Below are 16914 nucleotides of genomic sequence, written 5' to 3' on the forward strand. Positions count from 1 at the left end.
TGTTAGATGAGGATTAGATCCTCCATTCATCAGAATAAGGCCCCTGGACGCTATGAAGTAGCGCTCAAGAGCCTCATTTCAATGCTTATTTATGATATGCATACTGATAAGCTAACCGGATCATGACTTGTTTCAAAAGTGATGTTGCTGCGGAATTACCTGTCTTCAGCGGCGCTTTTTCCTGATGCCAAATTTCCTCCAACCATACACAATGAGAGCTATAGGACCAGCAATCCATAACAACTGCCATAACATGATACTCAGGTCAAATCCCATACTGTATCCCTCCCCAAAAAATGGTGAATGCTCCGTCGACTATCCTAAAATTGGTTCTTTTCATCCTCCGGCAGATCCGGTTCATTAGGCTGTTCGGTTTCTCTGGCCTGTATTTCCTCCATCCGGCTCGACACCTTCTGATACAGGTAGGAAATGCCCAGCAGCAGTACACCAAAGCTGAAATAGGCAATGATTTTGCTGCCCGATGTGAGCAATCCGACATCATAGAACACCATCTTCCCGGTGGAGAACAACGTCAAGCCCAGACCAAGGCGCCGAATCATTACATATTTTCTTCGGAACCCATAGGCAATGTACAGGATCGCAAGCAGCAGATAGATCAGGCTGAACAGCAGCCCTACATCTCCCCAATGGAACTGAATCGTCAAGAACACAGTAATGACTCCCAGCAGATAGACCCCTGCGATAACCGGGTACCACTCAATGCTCTTAAACTGCCCGCGGATCGCCGCAATCAGCAGATCCCTTCCTGCAAAGAACACGCCCACGTTAAAGATAATCAACACAAGCAGACCTACGATTTCAGCCGCTGTATGCTGCTGAACATCCGGCTGAAGTGCCGGCATGGATAACGTTACCGCCAGTGCAATACAACAGCCCACCGCATGCAGGAAGATGACATAATACTGTACGATCCGGTCACGCAGCAGCTTCACTTTGCTCAGCCCATAAGCCATGGCAATGGTCAGTGCAGCGAACATCAGCCACTTGTAGAATAGGTATAACAGGAATGAGTCATCGACGGCTTTCATATACAATTCATTCGACTCGTACAGCACGTATAACCACAGATTCGCCAGTGTGACGTACTTGAATGCATTCAGAAAACCCAGTTCTGTCAGGCCATAGTGGTGTTTCTTCTGCGACAAGGAGCCATTACGATCCAAGGCGTAATACAGTGTAATAAGCAGCGCGCCCAGCGTGATGCAGGAGTATTTTAGCATGAAATACGATTGCTCCCCCATAATGAACAGCACCAGCACATCATAGTACACAAAGGTGAACATGCACAGCAGCACGATGCCCCATCCGGCACGCTCCACCAGCTTAAGTCGCTTCAGATGTCCGAGCGTAACCAGCAGAACCCCTTCAATCAGCCAGCCCATGGACAGCCACTTTGCCCCAAATTGGAACGGTATAATCAGAATGGCAAAGGTCAGGGAAGTCACGTAGAACAATAGAAGAGTCTGTTTCTCCTGCGGCATCCTCTGCTGTACAAATCGGGCGAGCCCGAAATAAACCAGAGCGAAAATCAGAGCAAGCAAGCCCTGTGCGTCATTCCATCCCGCTGCATCGAACAATACATATAACATCAGACAGCTGATGCTTGTATTCATGGCCAGCAGTGCGAAGTCCCACCACGTTAATTTCACCCGATGTCTGAAGGGATACGCCAGTGTAATGCCGAGATATAATGCAAATGTCACAATGGAATACACCATGCCGATCTTCTCACTTGGCGAGAGCCATAACAGGATGAGCATGGACGGTGTGTTGAACAGAAAACTGATATAATGCACAATCGGCCACCGTTTGCCAAATGAAATCGATACAATAATCCCGTTTAAGAGCAGCAGATAGATCATCGCAACATATACAGCCGAATCTTGAAGGCCGAAATAGGCCATGTAGGAGATTAACGGCAGATACCCTCCAATCAACCCAAGTGAGCAGATTGTTCTGGACTGATACCTCAACGATAACAGCACAGATATGGCTGAAACCAACACCGACAAGGCAAGTCCCGTATATAACCCGATAATATGCAGTAAAAAGTAACTGTAGAAGATCGAGCCAAACAGAACAGAAAGCCCGCCTCCCAGCAGCCCCATCGCGAACGTCTGCCGTTTGCGCCGGAACAGCCATTCACCCCCGGCAAGCATAAGTGCACCGAGCAGGAAAAATGCTCCGCCTTTCATCTCATCGTTGAACCAGGTAGCGTAGGAGTACTGAAACGCCGCTCCAACGCCAAGAATGATAAGCAGAATGGCGACCTTGTTGATCCAGCTTAGGCCAATCTTCATCTCCATCCGGTTCTGGCGAATACGCCGCTGAATGGTCTCTTCGCTTAAGCCTTCTTCCGCCATATGCTCGTATCCCTGCTGCATCTGCCCGCGCAGTACCTCTTCTCTCTCCCACAAGGTCTGTCTGTGCTGCTCAATTCGTTCCTGCACCTCAGCAGCCAGATAATCAATTCTCTTCTTAATCTCGGTGGCGTCGCTCTGAAGTTCCTCTGAAGCCCTGTTGAATATGGCATTCAAATTCACTTTGGCACGATGTTCATGCGCTGCCAGCCGATCATTATGTACACTCGTCTTTCCTCGGAAATACGTCTCCATCTTCTCCTGGGATACACGAATGAGATTCAATTTCTCATCCAGCATCTGTTCGGACAACGCCATGCGAAGACGGGCATTCTCTTCCTCCATCTTGCGTGTGCGTGCTTCAAGCTCCTGCAGCTTGAGTTGATGCGCTTCATATTGCGCTCGCAGTTGTTCATTCTCCACGATCAGATCATCGGATTGATACTCCTGGAGCAGCGCATTGTATTCCTTTACCAGCTGCTTCTGCTGCTCCTGAACCTGGTGAAGCCGATCCTTGAACTCGTTCATGAGCTTCCTCCGTTGGTTGATGTTTAATCTATTCCCTATATTTTACTATATGTATGCCATAAAATGGGGTTTACAGAATAGATAACAACAAAAAGCCCCGGAAGCATCAACTTCCCGGGCTCTCATTCATAGAAAATATATTGATTCTGCATAGGTACTCAGCTTTGGGGTAATCTTACTGTACCTCCGATGCTTACGCCGGATCTTTCGTATCTGTCGTCTCCGGCTCCATAATTTCGGTGGCATCCGGGTCCAGCCAGTTAGCAAGCAAGGTCCGCACATATTGCAGATCACTCTCTGACAAATCATAGTACCATGTTCCGCTGCGCGTTGCGCCCTCACCCTTCAGCATATAATTGCTGATTGTTGGTGTGGTGTCTTTCATATATAGAGACTCGGCAAATTTCACGATGAAATCCGAGTTCATGTTGGTTGTAAAATTCGATCCGGCAATCTGGATCACGTCCGGGATCTTGGTCAGATTTTTGACCTCAAGCGCACGATTCATGAAGGCACTGAGGAAAAGACGGTGACGCATCGTCCGATTGAAATCGGAGTCTTCCCGGTAACGCACATAGCCCAGCGCTTCTTCGCCGCTATAGATTGGTTTGTTCGCTTCCACAAACAGCTTCTCATGCGCTTTCAATTTGTTCTCAATATTTTTTTTGATCGGCAATTCAACACCGCCAACCGCATCAACAATATCCTTGAGTCCGTTAAAATTAATCGCGGCATAGAAATCAACTTTATTTTCCAACAGATGCTCCACAGTGTCCATCGCCATCTTGGCTTCACCATGCGCATAGGCTGAATTAATCTTCGATTTCACATCCCGGCCGACAATATCGGTATAAGAGTCACGTGGAATGGACAGCAGCAACACTTTATTTTCTTCCGGACGAACGACAGAATAGATCATGGTATCCGAACGGCTTGGTTCGTTATCCCGTTGGTCAATCCCTAGCAACAACAGCGAGAATGGATCGGTGTGTTCTACAACGGGTGCATCCTTATCGCCAACCGGCTTGAAGGATTCATCGAGCGTTTCCTTTACGGTATCCGAAGCAAACAGGTTAAATGCAAACACGACGAGTTGCTTTTGATAGATAAATCCGAGTCCCCCCAGCACAATCAAAGTGCTCAGGATGATAATTAAAGGTTTCTTCCATCTCTTCTTCGGTTTCTTCGGCTTCCGTCTAGTTAAATGTGCGGCACTGTTTTCCATCATATCTCCTTTAATAACGGTCTTAAAATCATTTAACTATATTAATAACACGTTTTCAATAGATTACGTTATAATCTGCTATACAAGAAATGACACAGAAGGAGCGATAAGCGATGGAATATAGACGTTTGGGGAATAGCGGTCTACGTGTTTCCGCACTTGGACTCGGCACCAATGCCTTTGGTAAACGGGCGGACGACCCGACTTCGATCCGCATTATTCATGCGGCACTGGATCAGGGAATTAATTTTATCGATACTGCCAACATCTACGCTGGAACGGAATCAGAGCGGATTATCGGACAGGCCCTTACAGGTCGACGGGAAAACGCTGTGCTTGCTACCAAAGCCGGACTCCCCCGGCATGACGGTCCCCATGGGCGCGGTTCCTCGCGCTATCATTTGCAGCAAGAGCTTGAACATAGCCTGCGGCGTCTGCAGACGGACTATGTGGATCTGTACCAGATCCATACCTTTGATCCGCACACACCGCTGGATGAGACGCTGCGCACACTGGATGATATGGTCACTTCCGGCAAAGTCCGCTATATCGGTGCTTCCAACTATGCAGCCTGGGAGCTGATGAAAGCTCTTGGCACCAGCGAGCTGAAAGGATATGTACGTTATATCTCGACCCAAACCAGCTACTCTCTGGCTGATCGCACACCTGAGCTTGAACTTATACCGATGTGCCTTGATCAGGGCGTTGGCATCATCCCGTATTTCCCGCTGGCAGGCGGCATTCTAACAGGGAAATACAACGGCGAATCTGGCGTACCTTCCGGTTCCAGAGCAGATACCGATCCAGCCTTCAACCGTTTTCTGCTGGAACACAATATTCAACTGGGGGAGCAGGTCAGCGAAAAGGCATCGGCGTATGGATGCTCCCCAAGTGTCCTGTCGCTCGCTTGGCTGATGGCACGCCCTGCTGTTTCGACGGTTATCGTTGGTGCAACGAGTACAGAGCAGCTGGAGCATAATCTGGCTAGTCTGGACATGAAACTAAGCGATGACATGATCACCGAGCTCGATCAACTCAGCGACTCATATCGCTATGGCAAGCCGTTTGCCACATATCGGATAGATTGAAATTGAAGCAACAGGAATAACCTCCCGGCTAAAAAGCCAGGGAGGTTATTTCAACTTTTGTATAAGAAAATCAGAATTAGATTAACATGACAACTTCCAACTTCACTACACACTGTAGTCTAATAAAGCATAGGAAAAAATCGTTCTATGGATTAAACATCTGTTTTATGTCGGATAAATTCCTGCATGATTTCCATGTATTCGTCCTTACGACCACTTAACACATCAAAGAACACCTTGTCGGCGGCTTCAACTAGATGAATACCTTCAAGTGCCAAGCGGGTTCCTTCCGGCGTTGTTGTAATAATATTCGCACGGGTATCTGTAAGATGACGCTTGCGAGTAATCAACTCTCTCTTTTCAAGAGCACGGAGAACTTGAGAAGTAACATTAACATCCACATTGGCAAAATGCGCTAGCTGAACCTGGGTTACTCCCTTGCCCTCAGTGTCGCGTTCATTGAGCCACACACAGGCATGCAATAATACAAATTGGGGTTGGGTTAATTCCAGAGGCTCCAGCACCTTGCGTATTTCCTTTTGCCACATCGTAGTCACCTGCCATAGCAGATACCCCGGGCTTTCCTGAGCATTTTTATACCGTGAGCTTTCCATTTCTATATACCTCCATCATTACACCTTGAGCTTCATCTATCTTATAACGAATGTTGGAACCGATGTGTTTCAACGTTGTACATTTGCAATGGGATACATTAGCGTGAAGGAATAAATTGTTTCACCCATTGGCCAAATCCATGCGGATTACGACTCTGAATTAGAACGGTACCTTCACCCCGGAATCGGCATACCAACCCTTCTCCACTCGTCACGCTGGATAACCAGCCTTGGGATGCTTTCTCAATGCGATAATCCACATAACTCGGCCATGCGACCAAGTGAGCATTATCCACGATCACTTCTTCACCCGCAGCCAGATTGATGGCATGGATGGCACCATAGGAAGACAGGAACACAGTTCCTCGACCACTGATTTCTATAATAAAGAAACCTTCTCCAGAGAAAAGACCTTTCTTCAGGTTCTGCATTTTGGTATTCACCTGAATGCCTTCCGTTCCAGCCAGAAATCCATCCTTCTGTACGTAGAGCGAATAGGAACCATCCAGTTCAACCGCCTCCACATCTCCCATGCTGGACGGCGAGAGCAGAATTTCTGCAGATCCCCCTGCAGCCGTCAATTCCTGAAAAAAGAATTTCTCGCCGCTGAGCATCCGTCCGATTCCGCCAAACATGCCGCCTTCAGCAGATCCCTTCAAATCAACGGTTGGTGTCATGGATACCATTGCACCGCTTTCCGCCTTGAACCGTTCTCCCCGTTGCAATTGCACCTTAAGCATCGCAAATGCACCATCATATAGAATTTCATAGTTCATGGCTTCATCAGCTCCTTGTTGTCCGTGTTAAAATCATTTAGCCCATTATCCTCCAACACGGAGAATTTGTCTCCGTATTCCTTAATAATATGCTGATCTCCCCAGTTACATAGGGCGTTCAGAATCGGTTCCAAACTTCGGCCATATTCACTCAGTTCATACTCCACTTTGGGAGGAACCTGGTTATAGACAATACGGTTCACGATCCCGTCATCCTCAAGCTCCCTAAGCTGCTGTGTTAACATTTTTTGCGTAATTGCGGGCATAATACGCTTCAGATCACTGGTTCGTTTCTTCCCATGTGTCAGATGGCAGAGGATGACGCATTTCCACTTGCCTCCGATGACTTCAAGCGTCGCTTCAACGGAAATATTATATTTCTTTCTGATCATGTTGAATATCCTCCCGGAATTCTTATTTCATAAAAACAAATGCTATATAGGCACTAAAAAGTACGTAGGGTACTAAAAAGTACGTACTATTCATTTTATGTCGAATAACTCATAATAGCATTTGCCGGTAAGTAAATCTACATTCTAGGAGTTGAACAAGAAATGATTCAAGATTCAAAACGCAGTACCTGGGCACTGCTGGCGCTGGCAATCAGTGCGTTTGCCATCGGCACCACTGAATTTATCAGCGTTGGATTATTGCCCCTTATTGCAGATGACCTGGGCATTTCCGTAACGACGGCGGGACTGACCGTTACTTTATATGCATTAGGTGTAACCTTCGGGGCACCGATTCTAACCTCACTAACGTCAACAGTGTCACGAAAGACACTGCTGCTTGCCATTATGGTCGTTTTTATCGCGGGTAACACCATGGCTGCGCTATCAAGCGGAATTACCATGCTGCTCATTGCGCGAATTGTCTCCGCTCTGGCACACGGCGTATTCATGTCCATTGGTTCCACCATTGCGGCAGACCTGGTTCCTGCAAATCGCCGGGCTAGCGCCATTGCCATTATGTTCTCCGGCTTGACCATCGCTACGGTAACCGGTGTACCCCTGGGAACACTCATCGGTCAGAACTGGGGCTGGCGTGCAGCTTTCATTCTTATCGTTGTCGTCGGTGTTATTGCCTTCATCGGTAACATGATTCTTGTACCGTCCACGCTGCAACGCGGAAAGCGGACTGCATTCCGCGAACAGTTGAAGCTGATAACAGGCGGACGATTGCTGCTGGCTTTAGCCATTACCGCTGTGGGATATGGCGGAACGTTTGTTGTGTTTACCTACCTGTCCCCACTTTTGCATGACATCAGCGGTTATTCCGACAAAACAGTCGCGGGAATTCTGCTGCTGTACGGAATCGCCATTGCGATCGGTAATATTATCGGAGGAAAAGCGGCCAACCACAATCCGCTCCGAGCACTGTTCTATATGTTTATCATTCAGACCATCATTCTGGGCATCCTGTATTTCACCGTTCCATTCAAGTTTGCAGCATTAATCACCATTCTAGGGATGGGTCTGCTTGCCTTCATGAATGTGCCAGGGCTTCAGATGTACGTCGTGACGCTAGCAGAACGTTATGCACCGCAGGCCAAAGACGTGGCGTCCGCCTTCAACATCGCGGCATTTAACGCAGGGATCGCCATCGGTGCCTATTTGGGCGGCGTAATCACGGACTCCATCGGTCTGATTCATACCACATGGGTGGGTGCAATTATGGTCCTGGTTGCCGTTCTTCTGACAGGTTGGGCAAGAGCGCTTGATCGTAAAGATCCGTATTCTCCATCCGAGACGTAAGACAGGTTCAGTCAGAGCAACAGGCTTAACCATGCATCATTCCAGTGTTAAAGCAATCCGGTTTCCCCTTTATTGTAAATCTAGTATAATACGTTAATTCGAATTTAATCTACTATGACTTAATGAAGAACAACAGGATTTATCGTTTTACATCATTACTATTATTTTGGTTCATACTATGAGGAGGACTTCACATGACAGCACAACATTTACAATCCACAGTAGCTTTAAATAACGGTGTTCATATGCCTTGGTTCGGACTTGGCGTATTTAAGGTAGAAGAAGGAGCCGAATTAATCGAGGCTGTTAAACAAGCCATTGCTCACGGTTACCGCAGCATTGATACAGCCGCTATCTATGGCAACGAATCGGGTGTAGGTCAAGCGATTGCCGAGGCGCTAAAAGAAAATAATTTGAAGCGTGAAGATCTGTTCGTCACATCCAAAGTGTGGAACGAAGACCTCGGATACGAGGAGACGCTTGCTGCTTATGAAACATCACTGAACAAACTGGGACTGGAATACCTGGACCTGTATCTCATTCACTGGCCAAAGGCAGGTAAATATAAAGGTGCATGGAAAGCGATGGAGGAGCTGTACAAAGCAGGACGCGTCAAAGCCATTGGCGTCAGCAACTTCCAGATCCATCACCTTGAAGATCTGATGCAGGATGCCGAAGTGAAACCAATGATAAATCAAGTGGAGTACCACCCTCGTCTGACTCAAGTCGATCTTAAAGCGTTCTGTGAAAACAATGGAATTCAGTTCGAAGCATGGTCCCCGCTGATGCAGGGTCAACTTCTGGACAACCCGGTCCTGACCGAGATTGCCACTGCGAAAGGTAAATCGGTAGCACAAGTCATCCTGCGCTGGGACTTGCAGAACGGTGTCATCACCATTCCGAAGTCCACCAAAGAAAAACGCATTGTCGAGAACTCTTCCATATTCGACTTTGAACTGTCCAATGATGAGATGGATCGCATTAGCGCCCTGAACGAAGACGTTCGCGTTGGACCTGACCCGGATAACTTTGATTTTTAATTGAAGGTTTCTGATTAGTCCAAGCCTGATATACAGATAAAAAAATAAGTAGGGCAAAACCTGTTTGGAGCCTGCTTTGGCATACTATAGCGAAAAACCACCGGATCAAGAGCCGGTGGTTTTTCGTCTTCCATTTTCTTATCTTCTTCGGTTTAGCGGTACAAGCCAATCTACACGAACACTGCTCGCTTAATTAAAAATGTTGTATTCAAATTTTTAACTATTGAAGCTGCCACAAGGCAGGCACATTGGATGGTTCCCATCCTGTCAAGGACGTGTGGGGCTGCAAACATTTGTACGTCTTGCCGTTATATGTGACCAGTTGTCCTGCAGTGTAAGCTGTGTTTGCCTGCCAAGCGGAAACGCCGGGATTCGTCGTTCCTGCCGAGGTTTTCACGCTCACCGCGTTGCTCGCTGCAGACACATTGCCTGCTGCATCCTTTGCTTTTACCGTAAACGTATACGATGTATCGGCCGCAAGCCCGCTGATTGTTGCCGTCGTTCCGGTTACTGTTGTCGCCAGTGTTGTCCCGTTGTAAACGTCATAACCCGTTACACCCACGTTATCTGTGGATGCCGTCCAGCTAAGCGTTATGCTGGAGGACGTTTGCGCGGTGGAAGCAAGGTTTGTCGGTGCAGTTGGCGCTTGTGTATCGCCTCCCGGCTGAGTCGTAGTGCTTACGGTTACTGCATTACTGGCTGCAGACAGATTACCTGCTGCATCTTTTGCTTTTACCGTGAAGGTATATGACGTACCCGCTGTGAGTCCGCTGATCGTTGCGGTCGTTCCGGTTACTGTTGTCGCAAGATTAGCGCCATTATAGACGTTATAGCCTGTCACACCTACATTATCTGTTGAAGCATTCCATGCCAGCGTCACCGAGTTTGCCGTCACGCCTGTCGAACGGGCATTTCCTGGTACGCTTGGTGCCGTCGTATCTACTGGTGGCACTGTACCTCCGGTAGGCAGATCGGCTTTCAGTTTGTTTTGGAGTGTTTTGTTACGGTCACCGCTGAGCTCCCAGAACATCGCTCCGCCGAGCCCTTTGCTCTTGATATAAGCCGTTTTATATCCAACGGACTCTGCATCGTCATAACTGATAAAGCGTTTGTTGGACGCATTATAGAGATATGGCACTTTGGCCGTGTCATTCCAGTAACGTGTATATCCGTTTTTGTTGATGTAATTGGCTTCCAGATCATAGAAGTCAAAGGAGCCTGCTTCCCATGTTCCAACGGAAGAACCACCCGTGCACGTCTGATACTGGCCGTTGCCTGCCTGTGCACATCCATCCCAGCCACGGCCGTAGAATGGAACACCAAGCACGAGTTTAGCAGCCGGTACGCCTGCATCCAAATGCCCTTGTGCTCCGGCAGCCACATTAAATGTATTGGCATCTGGCACGCCAGCGGCTGAAGCCGCAGGATCATAGTTCAATGGCGCATTATGCGCGCTGATTTTTTGCCAAGCCCCGTTAAAATCGTATGTCATAATGTTAATCCAGTCGACGATGGCAGCAATTTTTGCAAGCTCCGTATTGGCAGCATAGGTCGCAGACGCACCGCTTGCAATCGTAAGCAGATACTTCTTGCCGTCCACAGCTCCCGCTGCATCCAGCTTTTCACGGATTTTGCTCAGGAGCAAAGTGTAGTTTTGCTTATCTTCAGGACGTTTACTGTTACCATTAAGTCCGCCGGATACCGGGTACTCCCAGTCCAGATCTACCCCGTCAAAATTGTACTTCCGCAGGAAGTCGACGGCAGAGTTCGCAAAGACCTCTCGAGTTGCAGCAGTCGCAGCTACATCAGAGAAGCGGTTGGACCACGTCCATCCTCCGACGGAGATAATTGTTTTCAGGTTAGGATTGGTTTGTTTCAGCTTGTTCAGCTGATTGATATTGCCTGCAATGGGCTGATCCCACGTATCCCCTGCAAAGGTCTTGCCCGTATCGATCCATGGATCGCCGAGCACAATCGTTCCGTTCGGAACATTGATCGTTTGGCTTTTTTCATTCTGGCAGGTCCAGGTTACAGGATTGGGTCCCGAAGGGTCTGGATTTCCATGAATGCCGTTCCAGCAAATATCGGCAAACGCATAGTTGATATGCGTCACTTTGGTCGGATCGATATCGGCTACATTATAGTTTCTCCCGTACGCAGCCCAGGATGGGTAGTACTCAACAATTTTATAAGAATCTGCTGCTTCGGCCGTAGCAGGTTGGAGTGCAAAAGAAGGAACAATAACGGATAAGAGCAAGGAAAGACCAAGGAAAAACTTTGCAGTTTTCTTAAACGCAGTGTGTTTATTTAAATTTATCATTTAATACACAACCTCCTCTGTCTTTTGCGTGCTAAGCCCATTCAGGAATGGACGATGTGCGTTCGAGAACTGGTTATTTGTATATGCGTCCCAGTTGATTGACCAGGTCATAATGCCTTTGAGACCGGCATAGCCTGCAGGCTGGCGCAATGTATAGGAACCGCCGTATGATACTCCTTTGATCAGATAATTCAATGCCTTTTGCAGCTCAGCTGGCGCCGTATAGCCACCTCCAGCAGCCTGCTGGGAAGCAGGTACGCCAATCGCAATCTGGTCCGGTCGCAAAGGACTAAAGAATGGACCCGAGCTTCCGCCTACGTTAAAGCCTTGAAGCAGCATTTCGGCCATGGCGACATGGAAATCGGCTGTCCCTTGAGCGTATGAGCGGCCGTCCAGTCCCACCATCGAACCGGTGTTATAGTGCTGCACATGCAGCAGGGTCAGGTCATTGCGCAAGGCATGAATCACTGGAAGATACGCCCCCCAAGGACCACCATAGTTCAGATATCCGCCCTGTACGTAGGCCGTTTCCGGTGCAGCAGTTAGAACGAAATTGGCACCGAAATGTGATTTAAGCGCTTTCACGCCGTTAATCAGGTTAACAATCTTCGGAGTCGTTGGACTACGGAAGTCGGTATCCCCCGCATTTAGAGACAAGGAGCTTCCTTCAAGATCGATGTCGAGGCCATTGAATCCATAAGTCGAAATAATGGATTTTAGGGAATCCTCGAACTGTTGTCTCTTGGTCGCATCCGTGAGCTCAATCGTGCCATTGGCTCCTCCCATGGAGATCAGTACCTTTTTCCCTTGGCTCTGAAGGTATGCAATGTCCGACTTGAACTCTTCTACCGTAGCGTTATACGGAGTAAAAGCAAGCGTTCCGCTGCCGGGTGAGATCGGCTCGGCAAAGGAGACATTAATAACGTCATAGGCTGTTGACACGTTGCGAAGTTTAATATTGGTAGAGCCATTGTCGAAGTTGTGCCAGTAGCCGATCAGCCATTTACTGCCGGTTGGCCCAGGATTCGAAGGTCCGGTGGAAGTCGTAACGCTGAGAGAGGTACTTGCAGCGGACAGATTGCCTGCCGCATCTTTTGCTTTGACTGTAAAAACATATGTGGTGCCGGCTGTCAGTCCTGTTACTACAGCCGTAGTTGTTGAAGTGTTCGCCGCGAGAGTACCGTTCCGGTACACTTCATATCCGGTTACACCCACATTGTCCGTGGATGCGTTCCAGGTAAGATTGACCGATGTATCCGTGACGAAGGATGAGGTTAAACCTGCAGGAACGGAAGGTGGTGTCGTATCCGGAGTTGGAGTCCCCCCTCCCGTACCTTCCCCGACGTATTTCCACAATGCGGGTACATTTGAGGGCTCCCATCCGGTCAAAGCCGTATGGGGCTGAATACATTCATAATCTTTATTTAAATAGGTTACTAGATCTCCTTTTTTGTATGCGGTGCCTGCCTGCCACTGGGCAGCGGCGTCTGCTCTTGGTGCAAACCACGTAATAATCAGAAGAAATGCCAAAGCGAATGTAATGACCGGGCGGAATCGAACAGCTTGATTCAAGCAAAATCCCTCCTGTATTAAGGTTATTTTCACCTTGCAAACCATGCTTCACTGGTGCACTTACATGTGATCCGCGATCTATAGAGCATGTATAACCGTCTTACGATGAGCGTCGCTTCACTCCCTTTCCTTATCAAAATGGACCTTCCCTCTCGTTTTCTCTTTTTGCAGGCATCAACCAAATTTTACAGGGAATTTACAGATCCTCACCCTGTATTTAATCAGTAAAATGCAATTGAGATAAGGGATAAATTATTTCTATGGGGGGCGAAAAATGTAATATACCGGGCAAAAGGCCGTCTACCACGTCATTAAGAGACGTGATAGACGGCCTTTTTTTATTTTAAAGTAACGGATGTATTACCACGTTTATTTTAATTTCGAGGAAGCTGTTCAAATGACAGCATACCTTCGAAAGGCTGCCACCCATCCTCGCCGGATAAAATAACAGGCACAGCGTATTCGGCCGCTTCCTGCTCACTGAGTATTTTCGCCCATGGAACTCTCCCCATCACACTTCCGGCCCCAGGCCCCGCACTATGATATTCAACGTACGCAACCGTCGCTTCCGCATCGGTCTTGTTCCAATTGTGCCAGCCCTCCTGCTTCACATGCGCGCCCATCCAACAGTTCAGGAAGCAGACTTTGGCATGATTACGCCATGGTCTGCCCAGATATACGGACTGGGCGGGGGCATTGCTGGTTAGGTCACAATCGATAAACACATAGCCATAACGTACATCCTCGGGTGTAGAGGCAGCGGTAATCCAGCCGTTCACATCTCCCTCCGCCGCCGCTGAATCCGATAAACGATTCTTTGCAAAGATCTCACACCCCTGGAACACCGCCGTAGCCGAGCCGAAAATAAAATCGACATCGCCCTCAATGTAACAGTCCTCATAATATTGACGCAGCTTCCGCCGCTCCGCCCCGTCACGCGGCCCCCCGAAGAAACTCCGGTCCATCGGCTGCTCAGGCAGCGGTCCGGTAAAGATCGTGTCCTGGTGACCTATAAATCGGCAATGCCGGAAGGCTGCCCGATCCCCATCCACGTAGACGGCCAACGCCTGACCAACCTCACCACCAGGTCCAGCCGAGTTTACGAAGGAAAGCCCTTCTGCGGTAAAATCATCTTCACCGATAAAGACCGTGTAGGAATGAAAGGTATGATACAACTCCCCGTTCGGGAACTTCTTGAGCGCGTAATCATCATACGTGATGATGGTCTGATCGGCTCCCGAACCCATGAGGTGGACCATTGGCTTCTCAATGTGCAGTTTTTCAACATAGGTGCCTGGCTTTATACGAATTGTATACTTTTCAGTGCAGTCGGCCGGAATCGCATTAATGGCAGCCTGAATAGTGGAAAAATCGCCACTTCCGTCCGCAGCAACCAGGTAACCATTCCTGTACAGATCCAGATTCGCTCCTTGTGACAGAGGTTTGTTCATGTCAATCGCTCCATTTCCAGCGCAGCCAGCAGGAGCGGTGCCATGCCCATGAACGAGTCACTCACAATCTGCTCGCCGACATAATAACTGTACGAACCATCCCGATCCAGACTCAGCCCTGCCCCGTGACAGATCGCGTTCAGCTTCACGCCTTCCTCTGTTTCTTCCACCAACCGGGACGTCAGTCCTTGCCATCCCTTCTCTGCGGCCTGCCTGAAATGCGGCTCCAGGTAACGCAAGCGAACGCCCTTTGCCATGGCGTACACAAACATGCTTGAACCGGAAGCTTCCAGATAATTGCCTCTGCGGAATCCCTGGTCCAGCACTTGAAACCAGAGTCCGCTCTCCTGCTCCTGTACACGAACCAAGGCATGACACATACGCTCGAAGATGCCAATGATTGTGCCCCGTTTCGGATGATGGATCGGGAAGTGCTCCAGACTATCCACGATCGCCATCGCATACCAGCCCATCGCCCGACTCCAAAAGTGCGAAGAGCATCCGGTTACGGAGTCGGCCCAGATCAGCTCCTTCGATTCATCCCAGCCATGATAGAGCAGACCTGTGCGCGGATCACGCGTCTTGTGTTCAATCAGCAAAATCTGATGAGCCACTTCATCCCACAGATCAGGCCGATCAAACGTCTTGGCATATTGCGCCAGGAATGGCGACGACATATACAACCCATCCAGCCACATCTGGAACGGATAGATTTTTTTGTGCCAAAATCCACCCTCCGATGTTCGGGGCTGTCCTGCAAGCTGGGCTGCGAGCAGGTGTGCGGCTTCAGCATATCGCTGATACCCGGTGGTCTCCAGCAGTTCGAACAGGTTCTTGCCCTGATTGATCTGATCCAGGTTGTACTCTTCCAGGGAATACGTTCCGATGGAACCGTCCTCCTGAATATACAGATCCATATGTCTTTTCATAAAAGAAACATACTCGTCCTTGCCGTATTGCTTGCCGATGCGTGCCATTGCCATTAACGTCATCCCCTGAACATAAGCCCACCGTTCCGAAGGAAACACATGATAGCCCTCTCCATCACATTGCCGGCAAATCATCTCCGCTATTCGCTCCGACCAAGATAACTGCATTTGTACCTGCATAAAAGAACCCTCCCTGGACCTTGAATGTTGTACTCAGCCTATCCTTAATGCTCAGACACCTGCTGCCGACAAACGGCTGTCGAATTGCGATGATTCAGCTGCGGCTGAATGACGACCGGATAATCCACATGCTCATCACGGATCAACGATACGATCAACTCTGCCGCCTGTGCGGCCAGTTCATCCAGTGGCGGACCAATGGTTGTCAGTGCCACCTCGGCATACTGCATATCCGGCAGATCATCATAACCGATTAACGAAATATCATTGGGTACACTGTAGCCTGCTTCCAGCAAAGCCCTCAGCGCACCTCGGGTCACCAGGTTGTTCAAGCCAATAAATGCCGTTGGTGAATCGGGTTCAAACGTATAATTTCGAATAGCAAAATATCCGTCCTCCCAGGAGGAGTGTGCAGGCAGCACATGGCGGTGATCAAATTCAAGACCCGTGCGCTGCAAAGCTTCCCGATACCCTTCAAGCTTGATATTCTGCGAGTTGCCAATGAAACCAATCCGGCTATGTCCCAGTGAGTTCAGATGCTCAACCGCTTTGTATATGCCCTCTTTCCGGTCAATCTTGATATAAGGGGAGTTCGGGGCTTCATCTGTACCAAGCACAAAACACGGCATGTTAAGTGTCGCGAACTTTTTCCAGAAGGCATCCCGATTATCCAGCGCATAATCCCACAGAATGCATCCATCTACGCGAAGCTGGCTAAAAACATCCAGCCCATCATCCGCGACGACCAAAATCATCTGGTATCCCCGCTTCTTCAACTCTGCGTGCAGATTGCCCGATATATTCGAGAACAACGGATTGCTCAGTTCATCAAGAACAAAGCCGATAATGTTGCTTCTGCCGGTGGAAAGCTGCTGTGCCATAATGTTTTTTCGATATTGATGCTTCTCCGCAACCGCGAGCACCTTCTGCCGCGTCGCCGGTTTGATACGGGGATCACCGTTGAGCGCCTTGGATACCGTGCTGTAGCTCACTCCCGCCAGTTTGGCAATGTCCTTAATGGTTATCAAATCAATCCACACCTCTCAACCCTTGGGA

At 48.8% G+C, this 16914-nt stretch carries 13 protein-coding genes; 3 read left to right on the top strand and 10 right to left on the bottom strand.

Annotation, left to right across the window (positions count from 1 at the left end):
• Nucleotides 1-320 precede the first annotated feature (320 nt).
• Both Q0V21_RS20950 and Q0V21_RS20955 read right to left on the bottom strand, forming a co-directional pair.
• Nucleotides 321-2909, bottom strand: a complete 2589-nt coding sequence (locus Q0V21_RS20950; protein WP_301880463.1) for a DUF2339 domain-containing protein — start codon at nt 2907-2909, stop codon at nt 321-323.
• A 193-nt stretch (nt 2910-3102) separates the two neighbouring features.
• Nucleotides 3103-4137 carry an LCP family protein gene (locus tag Q0V21_RS20955; RefSeq protein ID WP_367620539.1) on the bottom strand — a complete coding sequence of 345 codons (1035 nt, stop codon included), beginning with the start codon at nt 4135-4137 and terminating at the stop codon, nt 3103-3105.
• Between the two features lie 110 nt (nt 4138-4247).
• On the opposite strand from Q0V21_RS20955, the gene Q0V21_RS20960 reads away from it, so the two are divergent.
• The gene (locus Q0V21_RS20960) at nt 4248-5222 is read left to right on the top strand and encodes an aldo/keto reductase (protein ID WP_301880464.1); all 975 of its coding nucleotides are present in this window, start codon (nt 4248-4250) and stop codon (nt 5220-5222) included.
• Nucleotides 5223-5374: 152 nt separating this feature from the next.
• On the opposite strand, the gene Q0V21_RS20965 is transcribed toward Q0V21_RS20960, so the two are convergent.
• From Q0V21_RS20965 to Q0V21_RS20975, 3 genes are all read right to left on the bottom strand, one after another.
• Nucleotides 5375-5836 carry a MarR family winged helix-turn-helix transcriptional regulator gene (locus Q0V21_RS20965; protein ID WP_301246140.1) on the bottom strand — a complete coding sequence of 154 codons (462 nt, stop codon included), beginning with the start codon at nt 5834-5836 and terminating at the stop codon, nt 5375-5377.
• Between the two features lie 98 nt (nt 5837-5934).
• A complete protein-coding gene (locus Q0V21_RS20970; protein ID WP_024629740.1) occupies nt 5935-6612 on the bottom strand; it encodes a TIGR00266 family protein in 678 nt (225 codons plus the stop codon).
• Nucleotides 6609-7004, bottom strand: a complete 396-nt coding sequence (locus tag Q0V21_RS20975; protein WP_063567750.1) for a winged helix-turn-helix transcriptional regulator — start codon at nt 7002-7004, stop codon at nt 6609-6611. The genes Q0V21_RS20970 and Q0V21_RS20975 overlap by 4 nt, the downstream gene beginning before the upstream one ends.
• Before the next feature lie 162 nt (nt 7005-7166).
• Here Q0V21_RS20975 and Q0V21_RS20980 point away from each other — a divergent pair, with 162 nt between their 5' ends.
• Together Q0V21_RS20980 and Q0V21_RS20985 are read left to right on the top strand one after the other, a co-directional pair.
• Nucleotides 7167-8366 carry an MFS transporter gene (locus tag Q0V21_RS20980; protein ID WP_301880466.1) on the top strand — a complete coding sequence of 400 codons (1200 nt, stop codon included), beginning with the start codon at nt 7167-7169 and terminating at the stop codon, nt 8364-8366.
• A gap of 194 nt (nt 8367-8560) precedes the next feature.
• Nucleotides 8561-9406, top strand: coding sequence for an aldo/keto reductase (locus Q0V21_RS20985; protein WP_024629737.1), 846 nt, complete (start codon nt 8561-8563; stop codon nt 9404-9406).
• Nucleotides 9407-9626: 220 nt separating this feature from the next.
• On the opposite strand, the gene Q0V21_RS20990 is transcribed toward Q0V21_RS20985, so the two are convergent.
• The 5 genes from Q0V21_RS20990 to Q0V21_RS21010 form a co-directional block, all read right to left on the bottom strand.
• Nucleotides 9627-11726 (bottom strand): glycosyl hydrolase family 18 protein, encoded by a 2100-nt coding sequence (locus Q0V21_RS20990; RefSeq protein WP_301880467.1) that lies wholly within the window; start codon nt 11724-11726, stop codon nt 9627-9629.
• Complete coding sequence (locus Q0V21_RS20995; RefSeq protein ID WP_301880469.1) at nt 11727-13298, bottom strand: chitinase; 1572 nt, start codon at nt 13296-13298, stop codon at nt 11727-11729.
• 374 nt (nt 13299-13672) lie between these two features.
• On the bottom strand, nt 13673-14749 hold the full coding sequence (locus Q0V21_RS21000) for a pectinesterase family protein (protein WP_301880470.1): 1077 nt from the start codon (nt 14747-14749) through the stop codon (nt 13673-13675).
• A complete protein-coding gene (locus Q0V21_RS21005; protein ID WP_301880471.1) occupies nt 14746-15858 on the bottom strand; it encodes a glycoside hydrolase family 88/105 protein in 1113 nt (370 codons plus the stop codon). The genes Q0V21_RS21000 and Q0V21_RS21005 overlap by 4 nt, the downstream gene beginning before the upstream one ends.
• Nucleotides 15859-15902: 44 nt before the next feature.
• Nucleotides 15903-16886, bottom strand: a complete 984-nt coding sequence (locus tag Q0V21_RS21010; protein WP_301880472.1) for a LacI family DNA-binding transcriptional regulator — start codon at nt 16884-16886, stop codon at nt 15903-15905.
• Nucleotides 16887-16914: the final 28 nt, after the last annotated feature.

The sequence above is a fragment of the Paenibacillus sp. 11B genome, from assembly GCF_030487755.1.
GTDB classification, from domain to species: Bacteria; Bacillota; Bacilli; order Paenibacillales; family Paenibacillaceae; genus Paenibacillus; species Paenibacillus vandeheii.